Here is a 15,156-nt window from a genome sequence, read left to right as displayed (position 1 = left end):
CTAAGAGGGATTATGAAGGATACTAAATCGTATGGGTTTACATTACTCGAAATTATGGTTGTCATCATGATTTTGGGGATTTTAGCGAGTTTAACAATACCCAGTCTGATGTCCAATAAAAACCGTGCTGATCGGCAAAAGACATTAAGTGACATTGTTGCTTTAGAAAATGCCTTGGATATGTATAAGCTAGATAATGGCCGCTATCCAACAGAGTTACAGGGTATTAACTCATTGGTTGTCAAACCAACTGAGTTACCAATCCCTAGAGTCTATCCTCATAATGGTTATATTCGGCGGTTACCACAGGATCCGTGGGGAAGTGCTTACCAAATGAATAATCCAGGTAAGAATGGTGATATAGATATATTCTCTGCGGGGCCAGATAGAGAAATAGGCAATGACGATGATATTGGTAACTGGACTATATCTTCATAGTTATAAAATTGATAATACATTGTTATTTGAGTAAACATCAAAATAAATAGGTGATGACCTGCGACATTATACGGGGTTTACTTTATTAGAAGTTATGGTGTCACTGGCTATTTTTGCTATTGCTGGCGTCAGCATTATGAAAAATATTAGTTCACAACTAATCTGGACCAGATCCCTGCAAGATAAAATGGCATCTGCTTGGGTTGCAGAGAACGTTTTAGCAGAACTCAAAATAACTGGAGCTATGCAAACTGAGAATTGGTTGAAGGGAAGTGATTTTATGTTTGATCAGTTTTGGTATTGGCAAGTGAAAGAAATATATCATCAAAGTAAAGGCATTCGGGAAGTTATCGTTGAAATTCGTAGTCAGGAAAATAACGAGCATCCTGATTATGTACTGGAAAGATACCGGGCTATCAATGAGTGAAAATTTATCTCATGGTTTTACTCTGTTAGAGATATTACTTGCCGTCACTATTTTTACTATGATGAGTTTAACAATTTATCATGCTGCTATCGTTGTCGTGAAAGGAAGTGCTACAGTGACTACTAGAGTAAAGAAAATAAATGAAATTCAGCAAGTAATAAAAATGCTTGAGTTCGATATATCTCATGCAACAATATACCCACGAGTATTTTTAAATAATAATAAAAATATTTTTTTCCAGGTGGGAAGCGGTGTATTAGAAAGTGATGACTTCGGTATTTATTTCTTACTAAGTAACATACCAAAGTTAAACAATGGTTTTGATTACCATTCAGCAAGTATTGGCTATAGGTTAAAAAATAAGATACTAGAAAAATTATCTTATACTAAATTGGGTTGCATTGCCGATCAGGAATACCAGGTTTTACACGTCATTGAGGGGGTCATTGCATTTCGCATACGGTTATATCATGAAAAAAAATGGTTAACTGAATGGCAGCACAACCTTGCCTTACCACATGCCGTTGAAGTAACTATCGAATTGGAAGATATAGGTATAGTAAGGCGAACTATTATTTTATTGAATAGTGGGGGTTTATCATTGTGAATTATTTAGAGGCGCAGTATGGTATTGCACTGCTGCTCGTATTATCAATTATACTTTTAATGAGCGGGATGGCTTTCACATCCAATTATTATTGGTCAGATATGTATGCCTTGTTTGATATAAATGAAAGGAGAAGATCACAGCAATGGATATTGCTGGAGAATGAAAATGAAATGTCAAAAAAAATAATAAGTGAGGTGTTGAATTCTAAGGAGCGAAGTAATGATCTAGCGTGGATTTTTTCGTATCCTCGATCTATTAAAATAAATGAGAGTCATGTCTATTATAGAATGGTTGATAAAACTAACTGCTTCAATATTTACTCTTTTAACAATAATCTCTGTAAGAATAAAACTCAACCATATTCCTGGCGAGTGTTTAAAAGCTTGTTGATAGGCGCTGGGGGGGCCACGTCAGATGTAAATAATATCCTGAACGATATCACTTCCTTTCTTAAGAAAAATTGTTGTGAAGAGCTAAATGCTAATATAAAAGCCACATCAGTATCCTCTATAAAATTTGATGGTTTTAAAAATAATTTGGCTAATTATCTATCCAGTCATGATTATGAGTTGCTTTTAAAAATAGTCCCATTGATCTGCACTAGAAATGATAACGCATTATTAATTAATGTAAATGCACTTGAAGTACAACAAAGTAAATTTATTCAGGCAATGTTCATGAATATTATTAGCGAGGAAGATATCATCAATACTATATTAGCTAAACCAGTCAATGGCTGGGGTAGCAAAGAGTCTTTCTTTGCATCGATATTAAGTAACTCAATGATAGCTATAGATGATATACAGAAGGTAAAAGAAGTTGTCATGTCAAGTTTTTCAACAGATGAATATTTTATTACACTAGACTTTTGGTTGGATGACAAAAATGAGTATTACCATTTGACTAATTACCTCCATGTTAAAGATGAAGAGATTACAGTATTGCAGCGTAGATATGGTATTGGTGAACCATATGATGAATAGAGTTGGTTCCTCACCTATACTTATTATTAGGCTAGGGGTCTATGCAAGCGATCCGGTCTACTGGTATATGAAAATGCATGACGGACAAAAAAATAAGTATGGTAAGTTAAATAGTTATGCTGAGATTAAAAATATTAAATTACAGTCTGGTTGCCGCGTTAAAGTATTGGTTTCAGCCAGTTGCATAATATTCAGACGAATTAATTTAAAAAATTTAATGATAAATAAAAACATGAAAGCGATTAGCTTCTTGCTTGAAAGAATAATTGTCGGTGATATAGATAAATTTCACACTATTAATTTAAAATGGGATAATGATTTCTGTTATGTAGCAGCCGTTGAGCATAAGTTAATGAATCAATGGTTGGGGTGGTTAAAAGAGGCAAATATATCGGCAAAAATTATAATGCCTGATGTATTGGCATTGCCATTTAGTCTTGGGAAGTTTTCCGCCGTCAAGCTGAGTAATGAATGGTTGATAAGAAATAGCCAATTATCGGGTTTTTCAATTAGTAGTGAAATATTAGCAAAGATACTAGATTCAAAATTTTCGTCAGCTCATATAAATACATTTTCATCTTCGGAGAATAAAGCTATAAATTGGCAATCCACACAATATTGCGATGTGCTTCGAATTATGGCTGAAAATATTTATTATTGTAATGCTAATTTCCTTTGCGGCAAGTATAATCATTTTCCTAGCATTGAAATGAACGGGTTAACTATTTTTAGAACTGTTTTATTATGTTTAATTCTATCTGCGGTTGTATGTTTGAATTACTGGTTTGATAGATATAAGATTGCGAGAGATATTGATGTCTTGAATATGGTATCACAAGATTTTTATGCTAATATTTTTCCAGTTGATAATGAAAATAGAAATAATACAGGGCACTTTAACGATTACATTGAACATTATAGGGACATAGAATCAAATGCTAATTTCATTGATCTTTTTTATATGACCAGCCCAGTTATAGATAGTATTGATTCGAATGTAAATAGTGTTAGTTTTAATAAGGATGCGGGAGTAATGTCTTACAATATTTCAGCGGACGAATCAAATACTGTTGAACTTAAATTAAAGGAAATAAATAATAAACTTAGTGGCGTTGTTTTAAATCAAGTGTCTAATGATAGTGATAGCCACGATATTATTTTTAAATATGCACCGTGAAAATAAGCATGCATTATATCCTTTATTATTTTGGTAAGCTAAAAACTATCCTGATGCTTTTGTTGCTAGTTATTGTTTCATCTTATGCTATTAAATTAGCATCGGAGTGTAATATTCTACGGAAGAAGTACTCTTTATTAAATGAGGAACTGCTCTATTATTCTTTTGCAGCTGAACGTCTAAATATTAGTTGGCAGAGTAATTCATGGCATAGTTACTCTTCAGGGGAGCTTTTTGATAAGAAAATTGCGAGTTTTATTAATGATTCAAATAGTGATTTAAATATATCCAGATCAGCAGATGGCATTATCTCTATAAGTTTTGACCATATTGAATTTTCCCTGGCGTTAGATATTATTCACTTTATTTATCATTATCATAATATTTATGTAAATAGTGTTGAAATATTTAGTAATGCCGACGGTGGGTATGTTATGGGAAATATTACTATTGTAAAAAGAGACTTTAAAGGAACGTGAGCTAATCATGATTGATATTTATAGTTTAGGCGGTTTTTTATTTTATACTGTTGCTGGGCTATGCGTCGGGAGTTTTTTAAATGTTATTATCTACCGGTTGCCAATTATGCTTTTCGCCACTGCAAACAAAAATAAAGTAACTAATATCTGGGATAAAGATAGCCGGTGTAAAGGTAACATTAATTTATGTTTACCAAAATCATTTTGCCCAAGTTGCAATAGTTCTCTACGGATAATGGACAATATTCCCGTTGTGAGTTGGCTATTATTACGCGGCAGGTCACGATGTTGTCATCAGAGAATTAGCTTCCGTTATTTAATTGTAGAACTACTAACTGCTATTTTAACCTTACTTATAGCTTTTTGGGCGAAAAGTGATTATTTAACCATGATTGGGTTACTGTTAATATGGGTGCTGATTACGTTGTCTTTTATCGATCTGGATTGTTACCTTCTCCCCGACTGTATTACATTACCATTATTATGGATGGGGCTTATTTTGAATATAGATAATGTTTTTTGCTCTTTATCATCTGCTGTTCTAGGTGCTGTGGTCGGTTATATTTTTTTGTGGTTACCCTATTGGCTATTCAAACTATTCAAGGGTATTGACGGGATGGGGTACGGTGATTTTAAGTTAATGGCAGCCATGGGCGCTTGGTTTGGTGTATCGACGATACCGATGTTGGTATTGTTATCATCTAGTTTAGGTATTATTGTTTCCATTGTAATTTCTTACCTTTCCAAAAAGAAAGGAGGGTACATTGCCTTTGGCCCCTATATTTGTCTGGCTGGAGGGATTAATCTATTTCTAGGGGATGCTATTGGTCTATTTTAATAATGAAGTTATTTAAAATTTCGCTCAACTCTTTACACTTGTAATTGTGATCTACACCATCATTTTTTAGTTTTTCATATCTTATGTCTGTTAGTTCTGACAGTGGACGACTACTCTGCTGCGAACTGAGGGGGTTATCAGATTTCATCATAGTTGTAGCACTATTTACTACCTTATCTTCACTTGGTAACCTTTCCATACCACAAACTTCTTTTAGATAACGAATTCCAGAAACTAATGCAGTTAATTGTTCTATCTTTCCCTTTTGAATTAAACTTTCATTTTTATGTGTCTGACATCCAAAAAAAATTGGTGTGAAAAATAAGACCACCTTGAGTTTCATTATTACTATATTCCTTATTTGTTTTTTATTGTCACTAAATAATATCTCAAAAAGGAATTGTAGTGGCGAATGTTTTTTGTTAGTTGTCAATATTTATTGATAGATTCCACTTCGACACAGCAATCCCTGCTTACTATCGTTTTTCTTTCAAAACTAACGAATTTAATTTTATTAAGGTTTGATGGTGACTGCCAAGTTGCACTATCTCTGATATTTTATACAGTAATAATTATCAGGTGGAAAAGAAAATGGATAAAATAATTATTGGAGATATTATCTTTACTCCACAAAAGAGAGTAATCAACAAAGGAGGTTCTACTATTAAGATAAGGAATAAAGAATCTGAAGTGTTAGCTTTATTATGCCACAATTATCCCATTTCTCTTTCACGCGAAGATATTGAGAAGGAAATATGGGGAGGAAGCTATGTAACAGATAACACATTAACACAAACAATTAGTAACTTGCGTAATGCACTGGACGATAAAGAACATGAATTAGTAACCACAATTCCCAAAAAAGGATACTGCATTGGTATCAAACCGACTTTTATTTCGGGTAAGGATACTGGTGGGGAAAAATTTTCTGAAACAGATTGTTTTAATGTTGTTAGAAATAGGTATGATATCTTATCTGGTATCGGTATTCGTTGCAAAATAGTTATTTTGTCGGTTTTTGTGTTTTTTTTCTTGCTTCATTTTATATCACATCGAGCTACTATAAAATTAAAGTTGTGCATCCTACCACCATGCCTATATTAATAGGTTTAGATAATACGCGGGATGAAACCTTCTTGTCTACTTATGGTAAAACGCCTTATGTTTATTTAAAGAAAACTAAACATGGTGAATATATTGCTTGTAAATATCATAATGGTGAATTGACATGCGAAAAAAAATAATACTTCTTATTGGATTTTGCATTTTTATATCAATAGGACTAGGGTATGGTTCGGGGCGTATATACACTTATATTCACCCAATGAAAGAAATTGAAGGCTATTGGGAGGTTAATTATTGTTTTAATTATTCTCCTAACACTTATCATGTTTATTCCAGAGTTAATGTTATGGGGAGAGAGATAAATTCATCTGCCGATGTGTATGGTGAAAACCATGTTCTTAAAGCGCGGCGTAATATTGTCTTTCGTATGATTGATGTGAGTAAAGGCATTTTTAGCGGTGAGGTGTCATCTCTCTCAATAACTAATAATAACGACCACTGTTTACATGATTTCCTTTATACTCCCTATTCAATAAGTTATCCTGTTTTCTATAAAATAGATAACAATACTATTTTGATGGAACAATCTCAGGGCCATCCTATTCATAATTTTAGGTTATTAACGCGCAGTGATACATGATGTGATTTCCTGAAATATATTTGTAATATTTGGCGAGTAATGTTGGTATATTACTTATTGAGAAGTGTAAAAATAATGTTATCTAATATTGGATTTCTTGTTGTGAAACTCACCTCTTATGTCAGAAGGTTAGGTTCAATATCTGATGGTAAATTCGGTATACTGTTTGGCCTGATATTAGTTATTAGCCTTTTCTCCTTATTACAGTTATTTTCCATAGGATATTTATCTCATATATTGGATAGTACCAAAGTTAATGTTGAGAAAACACACTATAGTCATCAGCAAGAAGTGTTGATGGATCGTGCCAGAATGGAATTATTAATTGCCAGTGATAAACTCAATCGTGCTGGCATCTATTATATGGAAGATAAAGAAATGGGCTCTGAGGGGAGTTGGCATAGCCTTTTGAATGAAGCATTGCAATCTATGCAGCAGTCGCAGCAAAATTATCGCGAGCTTTTGCTCCTTTCTGCCCACGATAACCGCCCAGAGTTTGTCGCATTAAAGGAAAGTTACCAGCAGTTATACCAAGGTTTAACTGAATTGGGGCAAGGGCTGTCAAAAAACAACAATATCGATCTGTTTTTTGAAGTTCCGATACAAGGCTTTCAAAGTGACTTTACCGAAAAGTATTACCACTATTTACAGCAAAGTGAGGATAATCGGGCTGTAATGGATACGCAGCTATTATCGTCCTTATCATCAGCAAAACAGGGCGTTATTACGGCATTGGCGATATTACTGTGCCTCGCTTTTTCGGTTTGGCTCGGCGTTACACGTTTAATTATCCGGCCACTTAATGACCTTATTTCCCATATTAACGTTATTGCCGCCGGTGATTTATCACGCCAGATGGCATATTCATCGTTTACCAGCCGGGAGGCTCGTCAATTGGCTGATAGCATATGCCGAATGCAACAAGGCTTAATTGCATTGGTGGGTCAGGTTCGCGTGGGCGCGGAAGTCATCTTGACGGGTGTTAATCAAATCGCCGCAGATAGTCATCGTCTTGCTGAGCAAACACAGTCGCAAGCTGAGTCGCTGGCTGCGACAACACAAAGCATGCATCAACTCACTAGCCGGGTAAAACAGAACTCGATGAGTGCAGATCAGGCCAATCTTTTGGCTAACGAAACCAGCGCTATCGCCAGTGAAGGGGGAGAGATGATGTCTAGCGTCGTGGTATCGATGGCGGATATCTCTGCTGGCTCGCAGGAAATAACGGCAATTATCACGTTGATCGAGTCGGTAGCTTTTCAAACCAATATTTTAGCGTTAAATGCTGCTATTGAAGCCGCGCATGCCGGTGAACACGGGCGCGGTTTCTCCGTTGTGGCACGAGAGGTTGGCTTATTGGCACATCAAAGTGGCAACTCTGCACTGAATATTAAGCGGCTTATTCATAATTCATCCAGCTCTATCTCCACGGGGCGCGGTTTGGTGGCACGGTCAGGTGATAACTTACGGGCTATTATTGATGCAGTTAAAAAAGTGACTGATTTGATGGCGGAAATATCTGCGGCATCACACGATCAGAGCCAAGGTATCGAGGGGATAACCACACAAGTGGGAATGATTAATGACGTGACAAAATTGAATGCTGAGTTAGCCCAGCAGTCCACATGTGCATCGGAAGTATTACAAAAACAAGCATCCCAGCTCAACGAATCTGTTGCCCGCTTTTGTTTGCCTACTACTGGGCGGCCGGCTCAGGGTTGTTATGAGGCGGCCTCTGCCAATTTCTAGTGGGCCAGCATGCTTTTTAGCATCTCAGCCCAACCAATTGGGTCACCGTAGTACTGACTTGTAGGTAGTGTGGTTGTTTTACCCTGTCTATCTTGTAGCACAAAGGTGGGGAAGCCGTGCCCATGTACTTTTGCCAGTAAGGCGCGGCTATCAGCAATATGTTGAGCCGATGCTACCTGGGCTAAGTTTAATGCGTTGATAAATGCTGTACGGCTTAATCCCATATCAGTGGCAAGTTCAGTTAACACCGAGGTGTCGGCGATACGGCGGCCCTCTACATAGTGAGCTTGCTGGATATGATGGAGCATATCCGCGCCTTGTCCGGCCAATTGTTCAGCCGCTAAAATGGCGGCAATAGGTGGAGTGGAATCCATAATTGCTGAAGTATCATTCAGCAAGTGATTAAAATAAGCCTCACCAAACGTTTGTCCGGTGAGTTCGGCAATACGTTTGTCATGAGGCATCACATAACCACGCCATTGGCTATCTATCTGGCGACGATTAGGCCCAGACATCATCCCACCACCGTGTAGTACCAGTGCCAGATCAGGAATGCTTTGTGCGGCGTGCAGCAGTGGCGCTGCGCCGTAGCACCAACCGCATAAGGGATCGAAAATGTAATGCAATGTTAGCGTGGTCATTATGTTTTCCTCTTGGTCCCGTCACCATCCAAGTTACCGCCTTCTGGTACTTTGGTTGATGACAGGGTAATGCTGTATTCATTAATTTTAGCGGCGCTTATTGCGGCCATTTCATTTCGTTTTTCAGTACCTTGGCGCTTAGCTCCAGGCTGGATTCATCTTTCAACTCTGGGTAGTGTTTTTTCATCGCCGCAATCAGTTCTGCTGAATCTTTTGCTTTAGGAATCTCTGTGTTCAGGGTCGTTAGATAGTTTTGAGTAAAGGTCACTGATGCTAATGTCTGTGGCGCGTTATCGAGATAATGCCCAGGAACCACGGTTACTGGTTTGAGTGCTTTAATCTTTTCCAATGTTGTTAACCAGTGCTGGCGTGATTCTGCGGTTTGAGTATCCGCGACCCATAAATGGATATTACCGGAGACGGCGACACCGCCAACAACCGCTTTCAAGGATGGGATCCAGACAAATGTCTTTTCTGGTGATGGGCCATCTAGCCCCTCAACATCAATTTGTTGCCCATCAATGGTGAAACTTTTGCCTTGTAGTGCTTGTGGAACAATGACTTTGCCAGGGGCATTTTCTTTTAGAATCGGTCCCCAATAGGCCATTTTGCCGTCTTTGGTTGCTTCGATTTCTTCAATGGTCTGCGGTGTGGCGAGTACCTTGGCTTGTGGGAATGCTTTAGTGATGACATCCAGACCGAAATAGAAATCAGGATCGGCCTGACTGATATATATGGTGGTCAGTTTTTTGCCGCTTTGCTTTATTTTCTTTACCAGTGCTTCGGCGTCATTGCGCTGAAATTGCGCATCAATTAGAGCAACTTCAGTTTTACCGCTGATAATCTCAGAAGAGACTGGGAAGATGCTCTTTTCGCCTGGATTATAGACTTCCATTTTAAGTTGTTCGGCAGCACTGGCGTTTGCTACGGCTGCGAAAGTTGCCAGACCGGCAAAGGTCATTTGTAATAGCGTTTTGTTAAACATATCGGTTTTCCTGAGGATGACTGGGGTATGGGTTAGATAATAGATTGCATCTTTCGATAGAAAAACCTGATAATGAGCAATTGTTTGTTGCTTAAATCGAGCTAATCATGGATAGGATCACTGCTGCTGAGGTTTTTGTCGCGATTGTAGAGCGCGGCAGTATGATTGCCGCCGCCGAAGCATTAGAGATGTCACGGGCGATGGTGACACGCTATCTGGCTGAGATGGAGCAGTGGGCTGGTGCGCGATTGTTGCATCGAACAACACGAAAACTAAGCCTGACGCATGCTGGCGAAACCACCCTTGAACGTTGTCGACGTATGCTTGAGTTTGCTCAGGATATGGATGTGATTGAAGGGCAAGGTAGTGATGAACTGCGCGGTTTATTGCGTATTAGTTGCTCTCAGTCTCTTGGGCAGAGCGCTTTGGTGATTGCTGTTACTGATTATTTGCGCCGTTATCCCCAGGTAGCGGTTGATTTACAGATCAATAATCGGGCAGTTAATCTGGTAGAAGAACGCATTGATTTGGCATTGCGTATTACCAATGAGCTAGACCCGAATTTGATTGCACGCCCACTTTCCACGTGCCATTCCGTCGTTTGCGCCTCACCGGCCTACTTGTCAGCCAAAGGAATACCTAAAACACCCTATGATCTGGCGGTACATAACTGTCTGACATACTCTTATTTTGGCAAAAGTTTGTGGCATTTTGATTTGCAGGGAGAGAAATCGGCAGTTGCGGTAAGTGGCAATCTAAGTGCCAATGAGTCGGTGGTTTTGCTAAGTGGCGCGCTGGAAGGGGCAGGTATTACTCTGCAACCCAGCTATTCTGCCGCCCCTTATATCGCCCGAGGTGATCTGGTCAGCTTATTACCGGGTTATCAACCACAGGCGATGGGCATTTATGGTATTTATACTTCGCGGCGGCAAATGCCAGCAACCTTAAGGACAATGTTAGATTTTCTTGTGGAGTGGTTTGCAACCAATCCCCATTGGCTTAACCCTACTTTCTTGGCGCTGTAGCGGCAGCTACTGTGCCTGTTTACCTTTTTCCGTGCGCGTGCCGGTAAGGTGAAGGATGCTTAGTCCAGTTGCGAAAACTTAATATTGTTGGGTGATCACCTGGGTTAGGCGCTGCTGGAAAGTGATGGCCTGCTGCTTTAAATGCTCGATAAACGTATCTACCAAGGTGGATGATGGGCGGTGTTTCGGTTGTATCAGGCTGATCGTAAAAGGGATGTCGACGCTGAATGGCCGCACACAAACACCTTCAGCACTTCCTTTGCTAATATAGTCTAGTGCCGTGAGCGGATTGACAATCGATACGCCCACCCCTTCCCGTACCATGGCACAGACCGATGCTGCACTGTGGGTTTCCAGCACTAACCTTCTGCTAATACCTTGTTCAATAAATAGTTTATCCAATAATTGGCGATAACTGTCGGTAACGGACAAGCTGATAAAGTTTTCACCTTGGAAGTCTTGTGGTGTCAGTACCGATTTATCCCGCAACGGATGATCGCTGGGCAATACGCAAATCTCATTAACAGTCATGAGGGGATGGCGCAACGTACCGGCAGGAGTCTGGGTGTTTTCTGTCAGGCCAAGGTCATGGCGCTGAGCTGAAAGCCACTCTTCCAGTAGGGGCGATTCCTGCGGGATAATATTCAGGCTGACTTCCGGGTAGCGGTCAATAAAGGGTTTGCACACGGCGGGTAGCAGCGATTGAGAAAAGACTGGTAAGCAGGCAATTGAAAGCTGTGCCTGTTGGAATTGACGAATTCCCTCAGCAGCTTGTCGGATGCGATCAAGACCGTAATAAGAGCGTTGCACCTCTTCAAATAGCCGCAAGCCTTGTACTGTGGGGTAAAGGCGGCCACGCACGCGATCAAAGAGCGTTAATTGGACTAATTGCTCAAAGCGGGCCAGTTCACGGCTGACGGTGGGTTGGGATGTCTGAAGTAATAAGGCGGCTTCAGTCAGGTTACCGGTAGTCATGACACCATGAAAAATCTCGATTTGTCGTAGGGAAATGGTGGGCATCACAACACTCCTGAAGTGGCGATTGTTTAATCTAAGCCATATCATAAATGAATAGACTCACGGTAAATAGATATTTTCCTAACAGGTATTCAGTTGCTAATAATGAGGTATCAGCGAAATCATTTTTTTCGCCCAACATATTGATGATCAATTATTAGGAAAGACCTATGCCGCGCACACTTTATGACACCACTTCGGCGCTGACTGCCCAAAACCTGATGGCTTTACCTGAGCGATTTGGCTGCCCGGTGTGGGCATATGATGGTGAGATCATTGCTCAACGAATCAATCAATTACGGAACTTTGATGTTATTCGTTTTGCCCAGAAAGCCTGTTCGAATATTCATATTCTCCGCTTGATGCGTGAGCAGGGGGTCAAAGTCGATTCAGTATCGTTGGGTGAGATAGAACGCGCGATACATGCTGGCTTCCAGCCGGGGCAGGAACCGGCAGAGATCGTATTTACCGCAGATCTGCTGGATCAGGCCACGTTATTACGGGTGACGGAATTAAATATACCGGTCAATGCCGGTTCAATCGACATGCTGGATCAATTGGGGCAACACGCCCCAGGGCACCCCGTTTGGTTGCGGATAAATCCAGGTTTTGGTCATGGTCATAGCCAAAAAACCAATACTGGCGGTGAGAACAGCAAACACGGCATCTGGCATCAAGATTTACCACAAGCTATTGATAAAGTTAAAAAATATGGTTTAACGCTGGTGGGTGTTCATATGCACATTGGCTCTGGTGTTGACTATCAGCATCTGGAGCAAGTTTGTGATGCTATGGTTCAGCAGGTGATTGCACTGGGGCAGGATATCAGCGCTATTTCTGCCGGTGGTGGGCTATCGATCCCATACCAATTTGGTGATGATGAGATTGATACCGAACATTATTATGGCTTATGGAATAAAGCCAGAGAGCAAATTGCCGCCCATCTCGGCCATCCGGTCAGTCTGGAAATTGAACCGGGCCGTTTCTTGGTGGCCGAGTCTGGTGTTCTGGTGGCGCAGGTGCGGGCTGTTAAAGATATGGGCCGTCGCCACTATGTATTGGTGGATGCCGGTTTTAACGATTTGATGCGGCCAGCAATGTACGGCAGTTATCACCATATTTCGTTACTGCCTGCTGATGGGCGCGACCTCACATCGGCACCGTTGATTGATACGGTGGTTGGCGGCCCGCTGTGCGAGTCAGGTGATGTATTCACCCAGGAAGCGGGTGGCGGATTGGAAACCCGCACATTGCCTGCCGCTAAAATTGGTGATTATTTGGTATTTCACGATACCGGGGCTTATGGTGCGTCGATGTCTTCGAACTACAACAGCCGCCCATTATTGCCGGAAGTGCTGTTTGAGCAGGGGCAGCCACGCTTAATTCGCCGTCGGCAAACCATTGAAGAACTTATTGCACTAGAGCAGATTTAACGATTTTGTTATCAAAAGGATAGGCTGAATTAGCTTATCCAAAAAAGTCCTCAGCCGATAGCCAGAGACATAACTCAAGGCTATCGGTTACTTGCATTTGATACTGCCCGCAATCAGCTTCAGCGCCTGACATCCTTGATAGCCATCAGGTACGCCACTGTCACCATGGATAATCAGATCTTCATTCAGCGCGATTCTGTGCGTTGCCAGCGCTTGCTGATAACCCGCAAGGCGGGATTGTGCCGTGGAGGTGGTGGGGCAGTTTTTGTGGCATAACTGCCGGATATCGCGGCAGTTATGCATAGCGCAGGCGGGTTGCAGCTCTTGGTTAGCGACAGTTCTCAGTCATCTGCGGGCGTTTGCGGGCTGGCAACAGAATGGCGGCGGACCAGCGTTGGGCTGAACATATTGGTGATTTCTGGCAACGGGGTATGATTGGCCAGCGCCAGCGCCAATTCTGCGGCCTGTGTCGCCATCGCAACGACCGGATAGCGGATGGTGGTTAGGCGGGGGCGCAGATAACGAGAAATTAATACATCATCAAAACCAATCAGTGAGATCTCTTGCGGCACTTCGATGCTGTTGTCGCTAAGAACAGACAGTGCGCCAGCGGCCATAGAGTCGTTATAACAGGTGACTGCCGTGAAGTGTCTACCACGCCCGAGTAGGTCGGTCATGGCCTGTTCGCCACCAATCTCATCTGGTGTACCGTAGGAGATTAAGCGGTCATCAACTGTAATATCAAACTCTTTTAGTGCGTCCAGATAGCCTTGTAGGCGATCAATGGCATCGGAAATTTGGTGATTGGAGCAAATAATGGCGATACGTTTATGCCCTTGCTGAATCAGATGGCGGGTTGCCAACCAGGCACCATAACGGTCATCTAATGCGACACAGCGGGTTTCGAAACCCGGTAGTGTGCGGTTAATCAACACCATGCCGGGGATCTGCTCCATTAATGATGTCAATTCTTCATCGGACAGTTTTTTGGCATGGACTACCAGAGCGGCACAACGGTGGCGAATTAGTTGTTCGATGGCCTGACGCTCTTTCTCTTCGTCATGGTAACCGTTACCAATCAGCAAGAAATTTCCGGTGGCATAGGCCACTTGTTCGACAGCTTTGACCATCGAACCAAAAAACGGATCTGACACATCAGAAACAATCATGCCGACTGTTTCAGTGGATTGCTGGGCCAGCGCCCGCGCATTGGCATTTGGGTGATATTGCAGTTGCTCCATGGCGTTACAGACCGCCATGCGTGATGTCTCACTGGCCTTGGGAGAATTATTGATAACACGAGATACCGTCGCGACGGAAACACCCGCCAGCTTGGCAACATCCTTAATAGTGGCCATTTTTCTTCCAGAGATTTTCAGGGTAATCGCTTACATCCCTCAGTTTTGCGGAAAACAGTGTTGCCCGCAAGGGGGGAAGATCGCAACTTGGTGAGAAAAAATTAGAGAAACAACAATTAGCACGATTACCTGTGGTTTTCGCAAGCCACAGGTTCCGATTAGGCCTGCCTTGGTTAGCCCCGCGGCATTAGATGAAACGGTTAGCACGAATCGATTATATTTAGTCTAAATTGTGCTTTGGTTTTACTGCCTGCTGAATGTTATTTTTATGATCTATTTAATTGTCTGAGA

17 protein-coding genes and 1 pseudogene are annotated in these 15,156 nt (G+C 41.3%); 12 read left to right on the top strand and 6 right to left on the bottom strand.

Annotation, left to right across the window (positions count from 1 at the left end):
• Positions 1-12: 12 nt before the first annotated feature.
• From gspG to A6J67_RS21750, 7 genes are all read left to right on the top strand, one after another.
• Positions 13-438, top strand: a complete 426-nt coding sequence (gene gspG / locus A6J67_RS21780) for a type II secretion system major pseudopilin GspG (RefSeq protein ID WP_032906540.1) — start codon at positions 13-15, stop codon at positions 436-438.
• Positions 439-532: 94 nt separating this feature from the next.
• Positions 533-865 carry a type II secretion system protein GspI gene (locus A6J67_RS21775; RefSeq protein WP_074010400.1) on the top strand — a complete coding sequence of 111 codons (333 nt, stop codon included), beginning with the start codon at positions 533-535 and terminating at the stop codon, positions 863-865.
• Positions 858-1,472 (top strand): type II secretion system minor pseudopilin GspJ, encoded by a 615-nt coding sequence (gene gspJ, locus A6J67_RS21770; protein ID WP_050297306.1) that lies wholly within the window; start codon positions 858-860, stop codon positions 1,470-1,472. The genes A6J67_RS21775 and gspJ overlap by 8 nt, the downstream gene beginning before the upstream one ends.
• Positions 1,469-2,458, top strand: coding sequence for a type II secretion system protein GspK (locus tag A6J67_RS21765; RefSeq protein ID WP_080608427.1), 990 nt, complete (start codon positions 1,469-1,471; stop codon positions 2,456-2,458). Before gspJ ends, A6J67_RS21765 begins: the two co-directional genes overlap by 4 nt.
• Positions 2,459-2,531: 73 nt before the next feature.
• Positions 2,532-3,635, top strand: coding sequence for a type II secretion system protein GspL (gspL, locus tag A6J67_RS21760; RefSeq protein ID WP_264291094.1), 1,104 nt, complete (start codon positions 2,532-2,534; stop codon positions 3,633-3,635).
• 8 nt (positions 3,636-3,643) lie between these two features.
• Positions 3,644-4,114 carry a hypothetical protein gene (locus A6J67_RS21755; protein ID WP_080608425.1) on the top strand — a complete coding sequence of 157 codons (471 nt, stop codon included), beginning with the start codon at positions 3,644-3,646 and terminating at the stop codon, positions 4,112-4,114.
• A gap of 7 nt (positions 4,115-4,121) precedes the next feature.
• Positions 4,122-4,952, top strand: a complete 831-nt coding sequence (locus tag A6J67_RS21750; RefSeq protein WP_005185888.1) for a prepilin peptidase — start codon at positions 4,122-4,124, stop codon at positions 4,950-4,952.
• Here the strand turns inward: A6J67_RS21750 and gspS are convergent.
• The gene (gene gspS, locus A6J67_RS21745; protein WP_050297310.1) at positions 4,936-5,295 is read right to left on the bottom strand and encodes a type II secretion system pilot lipoprotein GspS; all 360 of its coding nucleotides are present in this window, start codon (positions 5,293-5,295) and stop codon (positions 4,936-4,938) included. The genes A6J67_RS21750 and gspS overlap by 17 nt on opposite strands.
• Positions 5,296-5,543: 248 nt before the next feature.
• On the opposite strand from gspS, the pseudogene A6J67_RS21740 reads away from it, so the two are divergent.
• The 3 genes and pseudogenes from A6J67_RS21740 (at position 5,544) to A6J67_RS21730 (ending at position 8,406) form a co-directional block, all read left to right on the top strand.
• Positions 5,544-6,196 (top strand): annotated as a pseudogene (locus tag A6J67_RS21740) (winged helix-turn-helix domain-containing protein).
• Positions 6,181-6,657 (top strand): hypothetical protein, encoded by a 477-nt coding sequence (locus tag A6J67_RS21735; protein ID WP_080608424.1) that lies wholly within the window; start codon positions 6,181-6,183, stop codon positions 6,655-6,657. The pseudogene A6J67_RS21740 and the gene A6J67_RS21735 overlap by 16 nt, the downstream one beginning before the upstream one ends.
• A gap of 75 nt (positions 6,658-6,732) precedes the next feature.
• Positions 6,733-8,406: a methyl-accepting chemotaxis protein gene (locus A6J67_RS21730; protein ID WP_080608423.1), complete on the top strand. Its 1,674-nt coding sequence runs from the start codon at positions 6,733-6,735 to the stop codon at positions 8,404-8,406.
• Here A6J67_RS21730 and A6J67_RS21725 read toward each other — a convergent pair.
• Positions 8,403-9,047, bottom strand: a complete 645-nt coding sequence (locus A6J67_RS21725; RefSeq protein WP_050073616.1) for a DsbA family protein — start codon at positions 9,045-9,047, stop codon at positions 8,403-8,405. The two genes, A6J67_RS21730 and A6J67_RS21725, sit on opposite strands and share 4 nt — an antisense overlap.
• A gap of 97 nt (positions 9,048-9,144) precedes the next feature.
• Complete coding sequence (locus A6J67_RS21720; RefSeq protein WP_005185875.1) at positions 9,145-10,032, bottom strand: MBL fold metallo-hydrolase; 888 nt, start codon at positions 10,030-10,032, stop codon at positions 9,145-9,147.
• 107 nt (positions 10,033-10,139) lie between these two features.
• Here A6J67_RS21720 and A6J67_RS21715 point away from each other — a divergent pair, with 107 nt between their 5' ends.
• Positions 10,140-11,057, top strand: a complete 918-nt coding sequence (locus A6J67_RS21715; protein ID WP_050288544.1) for a LysR family transcriptional regulator — start codon at positions 10,140-10,142, stop codon at positions 11,055-11,057.
• Between the two features lie 78 nt (positions 11,058-11,135).
• Here A6J67_RS21715 and A6J67_RS21710 read toward each other — a convergent pair whose 3' ends face one another.
• Positions 11,136-12,077 (bottom strand): LysR family transcriptional regulator, encoded by a 942-nt coding sequence (locus A6J67_RS21710; RefSeq protein ID WP_032906534.1) that lies wholly within the window; start codon positions 12,075-12,077, stop codon positions 11,136-11,138.
• A gap of 167 nt (positions 12,078-12,244) precedes the next feature.
• Here A6J67_RS21710 and lysA point away from each other — a divergent pair, with 167 nt between their 5' ends.
• A complete protein-coding gene (lysA, locus tag A6J67_RS21705) occupies positions 12,245-13,507 on the top strand; it encodes a diaminopimelate decarboxylase (protein ID WP_050073618.1) in 1,263 nt (420 codons plus the stop codon).
• An 87-nt stretch (positions 13,508-13,594) separates the two neighbouring features.
• On the opposite strand, the gene A6J67_RS23590 is transcribed toward lysA, so the two are convergent.
• Together A6J67_RS23590 and galR are read right to left on the bottom strand one after the other, a co-directional pair.
• Positions 13,595-13,810, bottom strand: a complete 216-nt coding sequence (locus A6J67_RS23590) for a hypothetical protein (RefSeq protein WP_050073619.1) — start codon at positions 13,808-13,810, stop codon at positions 13,595-13,597.
• A gap of 38 nt (positions 13,811-13,848) precedes the next feature.
• On the bottom strand, positions 13,849-14,865 hold the full coding sequence (gene galR / locus A6J67_RS21695; protein ID WP_050297314.1) for an HTH-type transcriptional regulator GalR: 1,017 nt from the start codon (positions 14,863-14,865) through the stop codon (positions 13,849-13,851).
• Between the last annotated feature and the right edge of the window lie 291 nt (positions 14,866-15,156).

The sequence above is a fragment of the Yersinia sp. FDAARGOS_228 genome (assembly GCF_002073315.2).
GTDB lineage: Bacteria > Pseudomonadota > Gammaproteobacteria > Enterobacterales > Enterobacteriaceae > Yersinia > Yersinia intermedia.
The sequence above is the reverse complement of the archived record's forward strand: the minus strand, read 5'-3'. Positions and strand labels throughout refer to the sequence as shown.